The organism is Metabacillus halosaccharovorans (assembly GCF_002019635.1).
Classification (GTDB): domain Bacteria; phylum Bacillota; class Bacilli; order Bacillales; family Bacillaceae; genus Metabacillus; species Metabacillus halosaccharovorans.
The window spans coordinates 17,670-36,070 of sequence record NZ_KV917371.1 but is presented as its reverse complement, the minus strand read 5'-3'; the positions used below and the strand labels follow the sequence as shown (position 1 = coordinate 36,070).

Here is an 18,401-nt window from a genome sequence, read left to right as displayed (position 1 = left end):
TACGAACCTTATATTAAAAATAAATCTACTTATAAACAATAATTATACGAAAATAGTCCTAATGTTCTATTTTAATCCTATTTTCCTAAAATGATTGATAGATAAAATGAAAGAAGCTTAACTTAGTGGATTCTATTATGTAAGTATCAATGTTGGGATGAATGGCAATATCCACATTTTTCACAGAAAATAGTACCGGATACATAATTGATTGAATAAGGGTTATCTTTATTACATTGTGGACAATATTTTACAACAGCTTTTGTCTTTTTTGTGATTGTCTTATACACGTAATCACCACCTTTCAATAAATTTATATGGTGTAAAGTGGATAAACATTCAAGCCAAAGAAGTACAAATAGGAAAAAAATTTTTAGGAGGAAAAAGATGAAACTTGGAGCATTCTCTGTAAGTTTAAGTGTAAAAGATATTAACAAATCAAAATCATTTTACGAAAATCTGGGATTTGAAGTTTTGGGAGGGGATATTACGCAAAACTGGCTCATTATGAAGAACGGAAGTAGTGTAATTGGTCTATTCCAAGGAATGTTTGAAGATAATATCCTCACCTTTAATCCGGGATGGAATCAAAATGCTGAAAATCTCGATTCGTATACAGATATTCGGGATCTCCAAAAACAACTTAAATCAAAAGGATTCAATTTATTATCAGAAGCTGATGAAACAACCGAAGGCCCTGCTAGTCTTACAATGAAAGATCCCGATGGTAATCTCATCCTTATAGATCAACACAGATAATTATAAGATATATAGTAGTTTTCTTTACCGAATAAAAACAAAAAACACCAAAGTTTGCGAAAAACGTTTGAAAGTAGAGCTAATTGCTTACATTAATGTTATAGTGAATACAATAACTTTAAAGGTAAGAAGGCGACTAATATGATTGAGGTAAAAAATTCGCAACTAAGTGATGGAGAATTTAATAGAGGTGTATTTGCTACAACTGATATTAAAAAAGGACAACTTTTACATGAGGCACCTGTTATTGCATATCCAAATGATGAACATAAATACATAGAGAAAACCCTGCTTGCTGATTACGCATTTGAGTATGGGATAAATCATACAGCTATTCTTCTTGGGTATGGAATGTTATTCAATCATTCTTATGAACCAAATGCTACATACGAGATTAATTTTGACAATCACACATTTGATTTCTATGCTTACACGGATATAAAAGCTGGAGATGAAATTCTCATAAATTATAACGGCGATGTTGATGATCAAGAAAAGCTTTGGTTTGATAAAGATTAAGTCATAGCAAGTACCAAAAAAAGCATTTTTTCATTGGAAAAATGCTTTTTTTATTGAAAAAAACATAAAAATGTCCTTTTTTAATAATTATTTATTGAAAAACAATAAATGATAGGTTAAAATCATACTGACAATAATGAAGAGAGGTGCTATGTATGAATCGTGGAACAACATTATTTTTAAAAATAGCTGTTATTCTAATTGGTATCCCGGTTCTCGCAATTTGTATATTTTTGGTCCCTGAGATTGCAAATTTTGCAGCCGAATTGTTTCCGGATTTTGCTTATATCAAATATCTCGTTTTAATCGATTTGTATGCATCAGCGATACCATTTTATTTTGCGCTGTATCAGGCTTATAAACTTTTGAACTATATCGACAGAAACAATGCGTTCTCACAAATTTCTGTAAATGCTTTAAAGAAGATAAAGTTATGTGCATTTACAATCAGTATCTTCTATGCGGCAGGGATGCCACTCTTTTATTTAATGGCAGAAGTAGACGATGCCCCGGGAATCATTGTCATCGGACTGGTTATTATCTTTGCTTCAATGGTCATTGCCGTGTTTGCGGCTGTTCTCCAAAGGCTTTTACAAGTGGCGATTGACATAAAATCAGAAAATGACTTTACGGTCTGAGGTGAAAACATGGCAATTATTATCAATATTGATGTGATGCTGGCAAAACGGAAAATGAGCGTAACAGAACTTTCGGAGAGAGTTGGAATTACGATGGCCAACCTTTCGATCTTGAAAAATGGCAAGGCAAAAGCAGTCAGATTTTCAACCTTAGAGGCAATCTGCAAGGCTTTAGATTGTCAGCCTGGCGATATTTTAGAATATAGAAGTGATGATGACACTCATAATGAGTAGCCTGCAAATTTAATGGTTTTAAAAACCCTTTTATTGCACTAAATGATATATTTGATATAATAAATGTATATAGGTTAAAGAAGGGGTTTTTCGAATGCAGAATCAATCAAGGTCTCCACTTTATTTGCAAATTCAAGATTATTTTAAAAATGAAATAGTAACGAAACGATTATCGCCAAATGAAAAAATTCCTACAGAACGAGAAATAATGGAAATCTTTAATGTGAGTAGGATTACGGTTGCAAATGCCTTAACAGAATTAGCAAAAGAGGGATGGATATACCGTGTACCTGGCAAGGGGAGCTTTGTTAGTGAGGATGTGCACCAATTAACAAATGTTACTGTACAAAATCAGGATCTGACCCATACTTCAACTGAATTGGTGATGGAAGGGCAAAAGAAACGTAAAATGATCGGACTGATTATGCCTGGTATAAATGATTTTTTTGCTATCCGATTGATTAATGGAATTAATAAAGTTTTATTAGAATCAGAGTATTATTTGGTCATCTTACTTAGTCAAAATTCAAAGGAAAAAGAGCGTGAAGCCATTAGAGAGCTAATGAGCATGCATGCTGAAGGCTTACTTATCTTCCCGGTTGATGCTGAAATATATAATGATGATATTTTGGAATTAAAGGTTCGTCATTTCCCTTTTGTTCTAATTGATCGGTATTTACCCGGCGTTGAAACCAATTATGTAAATTCTGATAATGTTCTCGGAGCAAAGCTTGCTGTTTCTCATCTTTGGGATTTAGGACATCGGAATATTGCGATATGCTCCGATTCGGCATTACCGACAGTTTCTGTTGAGCTGAGAATAAAAGGCTATATGGATGCGTTGAAGGAGAAGGGGGCGATGATTGATCCATCCCTCATTCTCTCGGATTTTAGAGTGGATTACGATAAATTTGAGCCGGACCATCCTTTATATCAACTCATGGAAAAGAGATCTGCTACTGCGTTTATTACACTTAATGCAAAATTGGGATTGTATATTTCAAGCTTATCAAAAAGACTGGGACTTAAAGTTCCTGAGGATATTTCAATTCTTACCTATGACGATCCTTCATCTGGGTACGATGACTTTGGAGTATACACTCATATTTCGCAATCTGAATACATGATGGGTCAAGAAGCAGCAAAAATATTACTTCAATTGCTTACGAATCAACAAAATCATATGATTAACGCGGGGTATCAAAAAGTAAATCTTACTCCTAAACTAATCATAAAAGAAACGACTGGGGTTTTAACAAAACCTTAAGGAAGAGATAAAGGTTTTTAAGTTAATACAAGAAAAAGAGCTTGGATCATTTAATGATCCAGGCTTTATTTAGGTTAATGATCTATAAAACACATTCAGATTGTTCGCTCTTAAAAAGTATAAAAAACTTAAAAAGCATTATTGACATAAATGAATTATATAATATAATTAAATATATCAAATGTTGCTTTCTACATATTTACCCATATCTAATCCTTCTAAGAGTGACACTACTTTCTACTTAAATAAAATAATAACTTCCTAACTCATCAATTTTTCTAAAAGAATTACATAATTGCCATAATAACTATATTTAAATAATCGGTGTTCCATATAGTGGCTATGCACAGACAGGTTCATCGCTCAATCAACAGATAGCGAGAATCAAGTACTCTATTCACCAATCTTATCACTTTTACAAAGCGTCAAATTATTCCTTTTTTAATTCTGCTTTCGCAAAGATTGTTGCTTTGAATAATATTTTAAATCCTTAGTGGAGCGCAATGAAACGAACTAATTTTCACATTTAACTGCATTAAAAAATAAAAAGTAAGCGCTAACATTAACTGATCTACGACATTTTAGGAGGTGATAGTTGAGTAGATACATAGTTAAATAGTTTACAATTCATGGCCTTTTAGAAGTCTGAATCAAAGAAAAACGATTAGCTACTATAGGGAGGAATAATGGTGGTTCGAAAACTAATTCAAATCTGTTTAGCATTGGCCCTTATTTTATCAGTAACATCTGTTAGTGCGAAAAATCTTGATTCAAATAAGGTGAAAAACGGAAATGTTACATGGCCAAAAAATCAGGCACTTCCAACATTTCCGAAAGCAAAGCATCTTGATGTAGTTGATTTAAGAGAGCGTTCAGGTGATGAAAAACTTCTTCTTACAACACTCCAAGGAAATGTTAATCGAGAAAAAAACTCGATCTATTTGATTGAATCTAATTATGAAGAAGGAAATTATACGTGGTTAAACGATATTAATGTTCCTTATTCTATGATTGACGATCCATGGGACTTAGTGAAAAAGTACAAAAAATACGTATCTGGCATGATTATTTATGACCCGGAAGTAGAGGATACCATAAACGTAGCCACTACAATGGCAGGATTGGAAAATGCAGTAGTAGTAAGTCCGGAGCTTGCTGAGAAGCTTAAACAGGCACCATACGATTTTAAGGTGATTGAAGATTTACGAGGCAAATTTGAAAACGGACTTGAGGCTTATAAATGGCAACTTGAACATCTTTGGCCAAAAACAACGCACCGGATGCTGGTTGGGTTAAACCCCAGCAAAAGTGTAGAGTTACCAAAAGATAACTGGGATGATTTTGATACGATTCTAGAAGAGAAGGAACAAATTAGAGACAGCTCAAATCAAGATGTTTATGATCTCGATTTATCGAACTATCTCGGTGAAGAAGATGTTTACTTACGTTTTCAAGATGCCTTCACGAATGACGGATGGGGTCCAGCTGTTCATGAAGTAACCGTTAGAGCTGATGGTGAAATCATTGCCCAATTTGTACCTGGAACAAGTGAGGAAGAACCTTATTTATATGATCGTAACAATTCAAATTCTGATGATCGTTTTGGTGGTCACCGTTGGGCAGATAACGGTAATTACTTCGTCTATAAGTTTACACCACCTGCCGGGACAGAGGATTTACAAGTTTCGATTGATATGTGGAATCAATTTAAAGTTTCTGTATCAAATGTGAAACCTTTATCTTCAGAAGTGAAAGAACCATATGGATTTTTACGAGATTATGCAGTCGCAAATAAAGCAATGGTCTTTTGGTTAGAAACAAATGTACCTGAAGAAAAAGAATTATTTGAACAAATATTATCTGATGTTGAACCAAACACCCCATATTTAGGTTGGTTCAGCAATGATGTTGCAGGTGAATTTAGTTCAACTGAATTGGCTTCAGAGCATAGCGTCTATGTTCTTGCGGCTGACTGGTTCAATAACATGACCGTCTTTTCCGGGACGAAAGGAAAAATGAAAAAGCAGGCTGCACTTCCTGCACCAAAACTGGAAAATAAAATCTATGTCACGTTTACATTAGGTGAAGGAGACAATCTCCAATATAATCAGCATAAACTACGACAGCTTTGGGATGATGAAGCGAGAGGGTCTGTTCCAATTAACTGGTCTACGACTCCATTACTCTATGATGCAGCACCGGCGATGCTTAGTTTCTATCAACAATCTGCAACAGAGAATGATTTATTAGTTGTCGGTCCGTCTGGAGCTGGTTATATTTATCCAACACCATGGCCGGATGATACGTTTCCTCTTTTTGCAAAGCAAACAAACAAATATATGAAATTAACAGGAATGGATATTATTTATGCACTTAATCGTGTAAATGAACAAAATGTTCCATTAACAGAATCTGAAGTGAATGATTATGTCAAATATATCAAACCTAGAGGTATTCTCTATAGTTGGGAAAATTATACTGGAACATCCATTTTGAATGGTAAACTTCCTATATCTATTTTACGAGGTGTTGGAAGTGTTTCTGAAACGAAAGAAGCGATTGCAGAGGCAGCAGCAAATTGGGATGGAGAATCACCACTATTTTTATCAATGGGGATGTTATCCTGGTCTGTCACACCATCCCATATTCAGGAAATTGTGAATTCTTTAGGACCTGAATATGAAGTGGTACGAGGAGATCAATACTTTGATTTAATACGTGAAGCAAATGGATTACCGAAAAAATAATCGAGATTTCTGCATGAAATGAAAGGATAGAACCTCTATAAATTTTAGAGGCTCTATCCAAATTAAATCATAGGAAAAAAGGGGAGGCTTCAAAAAGAATGAACATTAGGGATCGCAGAGAAGAAAGGACAGGTTTCCAAGAGTCAGCTCCTTACAAGGCTACATATGATTTACAATCCGATTTTGTCATGGTTTACGGCATAGATGAATCAATGCCAAGGCGAATTCAAGAATGGAAAAACAAGGGATATGTTGTTCATTTAATGACAGGGATTGCATGGGGAGAATATCAAGATTATTTGTATGGAAAATTCGATGGTCGCGAACATTGGGATGAAGCTCAAAAAAATAAACAAGGATCACATATCCTTCATGGTAAAGATATTCCTTATATGGTCCCTACGGTTGCTTTTACACAGTATTTGACAAGTCGCATTAAACTTGCGGTAGATGCTGGAGTTGAAGCCATTCATTTAGAGGAACCGGAGTTTTGGGTTGATGGAGGATATTCAGAAAGCTTTAAAAGAGAATGGCAAGTTTATTACAAAGAACCATGGCAGCCGCCACATGATTCGGTTGACGCCCAATACCGTGCTTCACATCTAAAAGCTTATTTATACAAACGCAGTTTAGATCGACTTTGCAGTGAGTTAAAAGAATACGCCCTTGTAAAATACAATCGTTTTTTACGATTTTACGTTCCCACTCATAGCTTAATAAATTATACACAATGGCGAATTGTAAGTCCGGAATCGATGCTTCTTGACCTGCCGGCAATTGATGGGTACATTGCGCAAATTTGGACTGGTACCTCACGTACCAAAAATGTTTATGAAGGTGTAAGGAAGGAACGAACTTTTGAAACCGCTTTATTAGAGTATGGGATGATGCAGGAGTTAGTAAGCGGAACAGATCGGAACATGTGGTTTTTGCATGATCCTATTGAAGATAATCCTAGATACACTTGGTCTGATTATAAAAGAAATTACCTTAAAACCGTTGTTGCTTCATTATTACATCCTGAAATTTTTCAATACGAAATATCTCCATGGCCAAAACGGATTTTTGATGGAAAGTATCCAAATGAAGAGGGAACAGGTAAGGAGGCAATTTCTGAAGATTATGCGACAACACTGTTAACGATTATGCACACCCTCGGGGATATGAATCAAGATGATGTTAAAGAATACGGAATGGCAGAAAAAATCGGGGTTCTTGTTTCAGATTCTATGATGTATCAACGTAAAAATTTCCATACCGATGATAAGGATTCATCCGAACGCTATGATGGTACAGACACAAATACTGTGACAAATGAGGATGACATTGACCTTTTAAATTTCTCTCATTTTTATGGATTAGCGCTACCGCTAATAAAGAGAGGAATTATGGTTAGACCTGTTCAATTTGATAATGTTCGACGGTTTTCAAATTACCTGAATGATTATCGCCTCTTAATCTTAAGCTATGAATTTCAAAAACCGGAGTACCCTGATTTACATATGGCACTTGCTAAATGGGTAAGAGAAGGTGGAGTTTTAATTTATGTAGGGAATGATCAAGATCCATATCACTATGTAAGAGAATGGTGGAATACCGGAAAGATAAAATATGATGTTCCTAGAGAACATTTGTTTGAAATCTTAGGATTATCAAATGAAAAGGAACAAAGCATATATGAAATTGGTAAAGGGGTATTGGGATTTTTGAACATTTCCCCAGAGGATTGTGCTAATGACAGAAAAAGCGCAGACATGTATAGAGACTTAATTACGAAATGCTTGAACACGAACAATCACCAAGTTGAGTTGGAAGAGAAGAATTATTTTATGGTTAAAAGAGGGCCTTATCGAATCGCGGCAGTCATGGATGAATCAATTTCTGCTGCACCGTTGAAATTGAATGGACATTTCGTTAATTTATTTGATCCAGCTTTACCAGTCATCACTCAACTACAACTAGGTCCTGAAGATATGACTCTATTATACGATTTAGACGATGACATGCCTGAAACAGAGATGAAGGTCATTGCAGCCTCATCAAGGATAGAAGATGTCATAAATCATGATTCTGGATTTGAAATGGTTGTAAAAGGTCCGGAAAAAATAAAGGCAGTAGCCCGTATATTTTGTCCTAAAAAGCCGGTTCAAGCAAATCTTATCATTGGTCATAAAAGCAAATCTATTGAATGGGATTGGCATGAAGAATCGAAAACTATTTTTGTCCAATATTTTCATAGTTCAACAGATTCAACGAAAATTTCAGTGAAATGGTCGTGAAACTTTTTAAGTGTCGCGATGTAAGGGGAGTGGATGGCAATGAAAGGTGACTCTGAAGTGAAGATAGCTTCCCACCAAGAATTGATCATAAAGACAAATAAGAAAAGTATTTGGTTTAGAATATGGCAGCACAGGGTGTTTTATTTATTCTTACTTCCGGGAATTATTTGGTTTTTTATCTTTGCGTATATTCCGATGTATGGCATCACGATTGCCTTTAAAGATTTTAACTTTGTGAAAGGAATTCTTGGGAGTCCATGGGCAGGCTTGAAATACTTTGAACAGTTTTTCAATTATTATCAAGCAGGAGAAATTATAAGGAACACGTTGATCATTAGTTTGATGAAATTGTTAATTGGGTTTCCGATGCCGATAATTTTAGCATTAATGTTGAATGAAGTGAGGGTAACGAAATTCAAAAGAACAGTACAAACCATTTCCTATCTGCCACATTTTATTTCTTGGGTAGTTGTTGTTACGCTCTTGCAAAGGATGTTAACTCCGTATGGTGGCCCGGTCAATGAGCTCCTGTCAACATTCGGATTTGACAAGATTCAGTTCTTAGGAAATATCAATTATTTTTACCAAGTCATCATTGCTTCAGATATTTGGAAGGGTATCGGTTGGGGAGCCATCATTTACTTAGCGGCTATTTCAGGAGTTGATCCGCAACTATATGAAGCGGCAAAGATTGATGGAGCCAATCGCTTTAGGCAAATTTGGCATGTGACTCTACCATCCATTAGAGGAGTCATGGTCCTGTTATTTATTCTTGCTTGTGGTGGCATCATGTCTGCAGGGTATGAGCAGTTATTACTATTAAATACGCCAGCAACAGCGAAGATCGGGACGGTTTTAGATGTTTATGTTATTCAAGCCGGATTAGAGCAAGGGCGATTTAGTTATGCAACAGCAGTCGGATTGTTCCAAGGAATCATTGGGTTAATCCTCATCATTACGGCTAATCAGGTGAGTAAAAAAGTGAATGATACATCTTTATGGTAAGGAGGGAAGTCACAAGTGAAAAGAAAAAAATGGTCGATGTTTTCTATCGTGAATTATACCGTGTTAGCTATATTCGCTTTCACTACTCTCTACCCGTTTATTTACATTTTAGCGTATTCACTTAGTGATGGTGTAGAGGCAATGAAAAACCCAATCTATTTTTTACCGAGAGGGTTTACATTTGAAAATTATATTCAAATATTCCAAGATACGAAATTTTTAGATGCTTATAAAATTACAATTTTTCGAACAGTAATTGGTACCGCCTTACATGTATTTTTGTGTGCGTTATTTGCTTATGCGTTAACGAAAAAAACCCTGCCGGGAAGAAGCTTTTTTACCTTCTTCATCTTTATTCCAACACTATTTAGCGGAGGAATGATTCCAACATTTGTCTTATATCGGGATCTGGGGTTGATTGATTCGTTTTGGGTCTATGTGATCCCGTTTTTATATAATTTTTTCAACATCATTGTGCTGAGAACTTTCTTCATGCAAATCCCGAGTTCACTTGAAGAATCAGCTAAAATGGATGGCTGTGGTGACTTTAAAATCTTTATAAAAATTATTTTACCTTTATCAATGCCAGTACTTGCCACTATTGGCTTATTTAATGGAGTATTTCATTGGAATGACTGGTTCACAGGTACGTATTTCGTAACAAGCAAAGATTTACTACCAGTTCAGACATTATTAAATGATCTGTTAAATCAATCAATTGCACAAGCAGATGCTGCGAAAAATGCTTCACAATCAGGTACATCAGTGGGCTTACAAACCATTGCACAAACAACACCTGAATCGTTGCGTATGGCAACATTAATGGTAGCGACATTACCTATTCTTTTTGTTTATCCATTTTTACAAAAATACTTTGTAAAAGGTGTCATGATTGGTTCTGTAAAGGGATGAGTCTTCTTACTTTAAGAAGTTTATCAAATAAATACAAATGTACAAGGGGGATTAACATGCAAAAGAAGCTTAAGCTATACCTGACAATGATGCTGGTTCTTACACTTACATTATTAGCAGCCTGTACGAATAATGAAGAAGCCGGCAGTGAATCACAAGAAGGGGAAAACGGTGAAATAACCGTTAAAGTACTTCATAACTGGGCAGGATCAGAAGGAAATGCACCTAAAGACTTTGAAAATAATCCTGTCGCAAAAAAAATAGTAGAAGAAACAGGGGTAAAACTGGAATTTGATTATCCAACAGGTTTAAGTGAAGTAGAAAAAATTACACAAGTATTTTCAACAGGTGAATTTCCTGATTTATATACAGGACCAGCATGGGGAAAAGAAAGTGAAACATTACTAAAAGCAGCAAATGAAGGTCAACTACATGACTTGACTGAATATATCGATAAATATCCGAATCTTGCCAATCTAGTGAAAGAAGAAAATATCTCTCCATCATTATATGACAATATCATTAGTCAACAGCAGGGTGGTCAATTCATGCTGCATGCCGGGTATCCTGCAACTGAAGATGATGTCATTAACTGGTTATATGGATTATATGTGAATAAGGATATTGCCGATCAAGTAGGTATTGATCCGCAATCTGTTCATACACCTGAAGACCTTTACAATTTTCTAAAAGCAGTGAAAGATGCGAACCTTGAATCAAATGGAAACCCTGTTTTTCCATTAGGTGCAAATGGTAATGGATGGCCATTAGATATTTTATCTGAAATGTTCGTTCCAGTTGCAGGCTCTGCAAGCTGGATGATTGATGATAATGGGGAAACAAAATTAAACTTCTTAACGAGTGAATATGAAGACTATATTTTATACATGCAAAAACTGCTGAATGATGGATTGCTAGATCCGGAAGCGTATACACAAACAGGTGCCATTGCAGAGGAGAAATTGATGCAGGGTCGATATGCTGTTGTACCTAACCAATTTCCGGGATTATGGACGGGATTAACAAAAGCTGGTTTACAAGACAAATATGTTCCTTTGGGACCATTAAATGATGCGAATGGAGATCCACATAGAACAGAGGTAAATGTAACAGGATCTCAGCTTATAGCTGTACCTACATCAGTTCCTAAAGAGAAATTAGATACCATTATGGAAATGTTGAATTATTTAGCGTCTGATGAAGGCTTCTTATTAACAAAATATGGTGTTGAAGGTGTTCATTATGACATGGTTGATGGCAAAGTGCAGGCCAAAAAAGAATGGGTAGACAAATTAAAGGATGACCCAAAAGCATTAATCAATGAAGGGATTGACTCTTCTTACGGAACTTTAGCCGGAATGCATCGTGCCATTTCATTGGCTGGCGGTTCGTTTGGTTACCAATATGATCCTAGATATAAAATAGAAGAAGAGTTTAAGCAAATTATGTCTCCAAATGGTATTACACCAATTGAAGGGAAAGACCCTTATACTGTTTTTCAAAAACACGCAAATTATGAACAAATCCAACCTATATTCGATACGTTAGGTGATGTTGTGCTTCAGGCTATTCACTCTAAATCAGAAGAAGAAGCAAAGAAATTAATTAAAGAATCTCAAGATGCCTTAAAAAGTGCAGGGATTGAAGAGATTGATAATGAAATAGCGAACCAAGCAAAAGACGGTACAGAATTTATGAGATATCGTACTTCAAACTAAACGAACATATATTAGTAAACCTCTTTAAAAATAAAAAGGGAGAGTCATAGTCTCTCCCTTTTCTTAGAGGATCAAATTAGTAAACAAAAACCAAAGGAGATGGAAAATAATGACTCAATCATTAAGACCGCCATCAGTACCACTTATTACAGTAGACCCATATTTCAGCGTATGGTCACCTTCAGATCATTTATATGATGAACATACAGTCCATTGGACGAACAAACGAAATAGTATGGTCGGCTTACTTTTAATCGATGGCAAACCGCGAAGATTTATGGGGAAGGTCGAATTGGATGAAACGTCCACATACCATGAGCCTGATTTTCTAGAGCAAAAAAATGTGAAAGTCGAGCCTTTAACGACTACATATCTATTTGAAGGAGAAGGAATTGAATTAGAAGTTAAATTTACAACACCTTTACTGCTTGATGATGTCGAGTTATTATCAAAACCGGTTTCTTATGTAACGTTTGGAGTACGTTCGATTGATGGAACGAGCCATAGTGTTAAATTATACGTTGATGTATCAAAAGAATTATGTGTACATTCACTTGATCAAGATGTTGAAGGGTCTACGACACAAATACTAAATAAAATAGTAGCCATGCATATGGGAACGAAAGAACAACCAATATTAAAACGTGTTGGTGATGATACAAGAATAGACTGGGGATATTGCTATTTAGCTGCTCCTCAATCTGAAAACCTATCAACGAGCATCCAATCCTATCAAGTACGAAAACGATTCTTAGAGACTGGAAGTTTATCGAGTGGAGAAGGTGATGGCTTAGATGTGCCAGTTATGGCAGCTGTCATAGATATAGGTGAAATAAGTGAGGAACAATCTTCTTGTTTTTTAGCTGTTGCTTATGATGATATTCGTTCTATTGAATACTTTGGAGACCAGTTAAAAGCCTATTGGCGTAAAGATGGTCAGTCCTTTGAAGAGATGCTGGCAACAGCCTTTGATCAATATGATCAAATTCAAAAACGCTGTGATCAATTTAATCAATTATTAATAAACAAAAGTACCGAAATAGGCGGAGAAACATATAAAGATTTGCTTTCATTAGCATATAGGCAGGCAATTGCTGCACATAAAACAGTAGTTGATGAGGATGGTCATCTATTATTTTTATCAAAAGAAAACTTTAGCAACGGTTGTATAGCGACGGTTGACGTTAGTTATCCATCCATTCCACTTTTCCTGCTTTACAATCCTGAGATGGTGAAAGGAATGATGCGCCCGATCTTTCGTTATGCTGAAAGTGAGGAATGGCAGTTTGACTTCGCTCCACATGATGTTGGTTGTTATCCGAAAGCAAATGGTCAGGTATATGGAGAAAATAAACTAGAATACCAGATGCCAATTGAAGAATGTGGAAACATGCTTATTATGGCAGCATCCATATGTTTATATGAAAACGATTCAAATTTTGCACGTGATCACTGGAAACACTTATCAAAATGGGCCACATATTTAATAGAAAACGGACTTGATCCGGAAAACCAGCTATGTACAGATGACTTTGCCGGACATCTCGCACATAATGCTAATTTATCTGTTAAAGCCATCCTTGGAATTGGAGCCTATTCAATTATGTGTAACATGCTAAACGAAAAGAATGGCGAAACCTACTATCAAATGGCTAAAAAAATGGCCCAGCAATGGGAAGAGATGGCTTCGGCCAATACTCATTACAAACTAACATTTGATAGTTTAGATGAGACATGGAGCTTAAAATACAATTTAATTTGGGATCACCTCTTCGGGTTAAATTTGTTCTCAAAAGAAATCATTCAAAAGGAAATACCTCATTATCTTTCAAAACAAAATAAATACGGAACACCTCTTGATAACAGAAACACATATACAAAGGCCGATTGGCTTGTCTGGTCTGCTGCAATGGCAACTAAAGAAGGTGATTTTGAAAAAATGATCGCTCCTCTTTGGAGATTTTTACATGAAACAGAAAGCCGTGTTCCTTTCACAGATTGGTATGATACAGTTTCCGGAAAGCAAATGAACTTTCAAAATCGTTCGGTTGTTGGGGGGCTATTCATCAAAATGCTGGCAGATGTTGAATCAAGAGGGAGTCAAGATAGAAAGGCAAATGAACGTAATTTTATATCAGAGCTTTAGAGTTTTCATTAATATACAGTAAATGCTAGAGAGAGTCTACTTAGATTCATCTTCAGTGTGGTTGAACGCGGTTAACAATATCTGCATTCAACCACACTGTATTAAATAAATATTAATTAGGGAGTTATAAGCATACATGAATGATAAAACAGCTGACATTAAAAAGGTGCTTCAAGTTTCAGATGAAAAAGATAAGATTCATTTTTTTTCCTCATTTGAAACGATAGAAGAACAGCCGCATTGGGAAAATTCAGTAGAGTTAAAGGGTAATGGTACGAGATTATCATCAGGAGTATTTTCTAATCAAAACTTAGAAATCGGTATGATGAAAACGGAAGTAGATTCAGGACCTCTCAATAGTTATACAGGTAAAACAAATGTGGGATGGTCAGGCCAAAAAGCACTTAGTTACTCGGGTCATCACGTATCAAGCAACAGAGCTTATTCCTATATTAAACTTTTTGAAGTGGATATAGATGTTACTCCAGCAACTTCTCTCTCTTATTTGATCCATCCGGAGTTTGTCGACGAAGAAGAAAGAGATTACTCAAGTACGTATGTAAGCCTTGATCTTGCTTTTAGTGATGGAACATATTTAAGTGATCATGAAGCAGTAGACCAACACGGAGTTCGTTTGAGTCCCATAGCCCAAGGTGATTCTAATACGCTATATCCGAATCAATGGAATTATAAAACATCTAAAATCGGTCTTGTAGCAAGTGGTAAAAAAATTCTCCGCATATTAGTTGCATATGACCAACCAAAAGGGCCAGGTATTTTTAAAGGAAGAATTGATGATATTCGTATTGCTGAGATGACTGGTGAAAAGGTTTTTAAAAGCCCTATCGATTATGTGAGCATTTTAAGAGGAACAAATTCAAATTCTACTTTCTCAAGAGGAAATAATTTTCCTGCTGTAGCCATACCACATGGATTTAACTTTTGGACTCCTGTTACAGACGCCGGTTCTACAAGCTGGCTATACTCATATCAACAACATAATAACCCAGATAATTTACCTGAATTACAAGCTTTTTCAATAAGTCATCAAACAAGTCCATGGATGGGCGATCGACAGACTTTCCAGGTGATGCCTTCTGGATCCGTTAATCCTAGTGTGAATCGAAAACAAAGAGCACTCCCGTTTCAGCATAAAAATGAAGTGGCAAAACCTCATTATTATAAAGTGACATTTGAAAATGGAATCAAGACGGAATTTACTCCTACAAACCGTTCAGCAATGTTTAGGTTTACGTTTGTTGATAATGTTTCAAGCCTTATTTTCGACAATGTGAATGATCTTGGAGGGTTAACCATACTACCTGAAGAGAACATCATTACAGGCTATTCTGATGTAAAAAGCAATTTATCAGTTGGTGCAACAAGAATGTTTATTTATGCAACTTTTAATAAAAAGATGATTAAAAGCGGCAAGCTCACCGGTGAAAACAGGGATCATGTAGCAGGTTTTATTTCCTTTAATACCGGGGAATCAGATAAAACCGTTACGATGAATATAGCTACATCCTTAATTAGTGTTGAACAAGCAAAAAGAAATTTACATCAGGATATAAAGCAGGAAGATACATTTGAGAGTGTAAAAAACAAAGCCAAACATGCATGGGAAGAAAAACTGAACATAATCAAAGTGGAAGGCGCTAGTGAAGAAGAATTAACAACACTTTATTCAAATCTATATCGTTTGTTTTTGTATCCTAATGTCGGCTATGAAAATACAGGAACAGATGATGATCCGACATTTATGTATGCAAGTTCTTTTTCAAAACCATTAGGCAAAGATACTCCTATAAAAACAGGAGCAAATCTATTAAAAGGAAAGCCTTATATCAATAACGGGTTTTGGGACACATATCGAACAGCTTGGCCTGCATACGTTTTATTTAGTCCAACACATGCCGGAGAAATGATCGATGGATTTATTCAGCAATATAAAGACGGAGGGTGGATATCAAGATGGTCATCACCCGGCTATGCTAATTTAATGGTCGGAACAAGTTCAGATGTTGCCTTTGCAGATGCCTATTTAAAAGGAGTAACCAACTTTGATGTGAACGCTTTTTATGAATCTGCCATTAAAAACGCAGCTGTCGCAAGTGAAGATGAAAGTGTCGGAAGAAAAGGGTTAACAACATCCATTTTCGACCGATTTACTAACAATTCCGTTGAAGAAGGCTTGTCATGGGCTATGGATGGTTATATCAATGACTTTGCTATTGCAAATCTCGCAAAAGAGTTGGCATTACAAACCGATCCAAAGGATCCAATGCACTCACAATACTGTACAGATGCTATTTATTATAAAGAACGAGCTCAAAATTATGTGGAAATGTTTCACCCTGATGTAAAGTTTTTTATGGGGAAAAAACCTTCCGGAGAATGGCGAACGTCTGCTGATTCCTTCCATTCTGAAGAGTGGGGTGGAGATTATACGGAAACAAATGCATGGAATATGGCATTTCATGTTCCACATGATGGTCAAGGTTTAGCAAATCTTTATGGTGGCCGAAAAGAATTAGCACAAAAGCTTGATACTTTATTCTCCATTCCTGAAACCGGTTTATATAAGGGGCATTATTCACAAATTATCCATGAGATGCGTGAGGCGCGTGATGTGAGGATGGGGATGTATGCACATAGTAATCAGCCTTCTCATCATATTTTGTATATGTATAATTATGTCGGTCAGCCAGCAAAAGCACAGGAAAAGATTCGGGAAGTATTATCAAGATTGTATATAGGAAGCGAAATTGGTCAGGGTTATCCTGGTGATGAAGATAATGGTGAGATGTCTGCCTGGTACTTATTTAGTGCAGCCGGTTTTTATCCATTACAAATGGGCCTACCATCATATGCAATCGGAGCACCGTATTTTAAAAAAATGATCATCCATCTTGAAAATGGTCATGAAATAACGATTCTTGCACCTGATGTGAGTAATAAAAACAAATATATTCAAAGTCTTAAAGTAAATGGAATTCCATATCATAAGGTAACAATTGATCATGAAACACTTACGAATGGAGCAACATTAGAGTTTGAAATGGGAAATTGTCCATCTGACTGGGGAACGGGTAATAATGCTTTACCTGTTTCACTAACACCCATTTCAACAAATGGAACCTCTATCTCATCAACTCGTTTAAATGATCTAACAGATAGTATGAAAGGGAGAACCTATCATTCTGATCATGGTCCTGCACTAAACGCATTTGATAATAACTCGCTTACGCAACTGAAAATGAATCATAATAAACCCTGGGTTCAATACGAATTTGAAGATGGAAAGAAGGAAGCTCTACTGTATACCCTGACATCTGGGCTGGAAGAAAATCAAGACCCTAAAAGCTGGGTGTTACTTGGATCAAATGACGGAGAGGATTGGGAAGTACTTGATCGAAAAGAACATGTTCATTTTAAATGGAGGAGATACACAAAAGCTTTTACAATCGAAAATCCAGGTGCTTTTTCACACTATCGATTTGAACTCCTTGATAATGGCGGGTCAAATGTAACCACTCTTTCTCAAATTGAATTGCTCGGATTTGATCATCTATTAGAAAATAGTAAGTATGTGAAATCGTTAGCAGAAAAAATAGAAAATAGCGAGATTCAAAACCAAGTTAAACATCATTTATCACGTTCATACGATTACTTACATCAAAACAAAGTAAATCTATCTGTTATAGAATTAGAAGCCTGTATTATGGTAATCAATCAATTAAATGGTGAAAAAGATTCTGGAGAGAAAGAACAATTGATCGCCAATATACATGCGCTGATTTTTGTTTTGAAAAAAGTTATTCATATTAAAAATACATGCAGGAGATAAATGTAAAAGGTACTTAAGTTCATACAAGAAAAAGAGTCTGGTTCATAAAATGATCCAGACTTTATTTATGTTTTATATTTAAATAATTGTAGTCTTTAACAGTGGCTTTGCCAGATAAATTATTTTTATCACTAAACTTGTCCGTTAGGATGAATTTTATAAACCATAAAAAAACACAATTTTTTCTAAATATTTTCTACTTATCTTAATAGATTCTTTATTTCGTTCAAAGGAATTTATAGTTTATTCTAAATATTATCCATTTTTATTCAAATGTAAACGCTTTATAATTCTAAAGTGTTCAAGTCTTTTCAATAGAAAGTAAAC

The 18,401-nt window shown here is 35.6% G+C and carries 12 protein-coding genes; all 12 read left to right on the top strand.

Going from position 1 to position 18,401, the window contains the following annotated elements; genetic code table 11:
• Positions 1-387: 387 nt before the first annotated feature.
• The 12 genes from BK577_RS00150 to BK577_RS00095 all read left to right on the top strand — a co-directional run bounded on the left by BK577_RS00150 (position 388) and on the right by BK577_RS00095 (position 18,074).
• A complete protein-coding gene (locus BK577_RS00150) occupies positions 388-759 on the top strand; it encodes a VOC family protein (protein WP_078431058.1) in 372 nt (123 codons plus the stop codon).
• Positions 760-900: 141 nt separating this feature from the next.
• Complete coding sequence (locus BK577_RS00145) at positions 901-1,278, top strand: SET domain-containing protein (protein WP_078431057.1); 378 nt, start codon at positions 901-903, stop codon at positions 1,276-1,278.
• Between the two features lie 155 nt (positions 1,279-1,433).
• On the top strand, positions 1,434-1,916 hold the full coding sequence (locus BK577_RS00140; RefSeq protein ID WP_078431056.1) for a DUF2975 domain-containing protein: 483 nt from the start codon (positions 1,434-1,436) through the stop codon (positions 1,914-1,916).
• A 9-nt stretch (positions 1,917-1,925) separates the two neighbouring features.
• Entirely contained in the window at positions 1,926-2,150 is a 225-nt protein-coding gene (locus BK577_RS00135; protein ID WP_078431055.1) for a helix-turn-helix domain-containing protein, read from the top strand.
• A gap of 94 nt (positions 2,151-2,244) precedes the next feature.
• Positions 2,245-3,417 carry a GntR family transcriptional regulator gene (locus BK577_RS00130; RefSeq protein ID WP_078431054.1) on the top strand — a complete coding sequence of 391 codons (1,173 nt, stop codon included), beginning with the start codon at positions 2,245-2,247 and terminating at the stop codon, positions 3,415-3,417.
• Positions 3,418-4,106: 689 nt separating this feature from the next.
• A complete protein-coding gene (locus BK577_RS00125; RefSeq protein WP_245823400.1) occupies positions 4,107-6,164 on the top strand; it encodes a GxGYxYP domain-containing protein in 2,058 nt (685 codons plus the stop codon).
• Between the two features lie 98 nt (positions 6,165-6,262).
• Positions 6,263-8,443, top strand: coding sequence for a hypothetical protein (locus BK577_RS00120; RefSeq protein WP_078431052.1), 2,181 nt, complete (start codon positions 6,263-6,265; stop codon positions 8,441-8,443).
• A gap of 33 nt (positions 8,444-8,476) precedes the next feature.
• Entirely contained in the window at positions 8,477-9,448 is a 972-nt protein-coding gene (locus tag BK577_RS00115) for an ABC transporter permease (protein ID WP_078431051.1), read from the top strand.
• 15 nt (positions 9,449-9,463) lie between these two features.
• Entirely contained in the window at positions 9,464-10,360 is an 897-nt protein-coding gene (locus BK577_RS00110) for a carbohydrate ABC transporter permease (protein WP_308222864.1), read from the top strand.
• Positions 10,361-10,416: 56 nt separating this feature from the next.
• Complete coding sequence (locus BK577_RS00105; RefSeq protein ID WP_169908048.1) at positions 10,417-12,078, top strand: extracellular solute-binding protein; 1,662 nt, start codon at positions 10,417-10,419, stop codon at positions 12,076-12,078.
• 109 nt (positions 12,079-12,187) lie between these two features.
• Positions 12,188-14,224, top strand: coding sequence for a glutaminase family protein (locus tag BK577_RS00100; protein WP_078431049.1), 2,037 nt, complete (start codon positions 12,188-12,190; stop codon positions 14,222-14,224).
• 136 nt (positions 14,225-14,360) lie between these two features.
• Positions 14,361-18,074: a GH92 family glycosyl hydrolase gene (locus BK577_RS00095; RefSeq protein ID WP_078431048.1), complete on the top strand. Its 3,714-nt coding sequence runs from the start codon at positions 14,361-14,363 to the stop codon at positions 18,072-18,074.
• Positions 18,075-18,401: the final 327 nt, after the last annotated feature.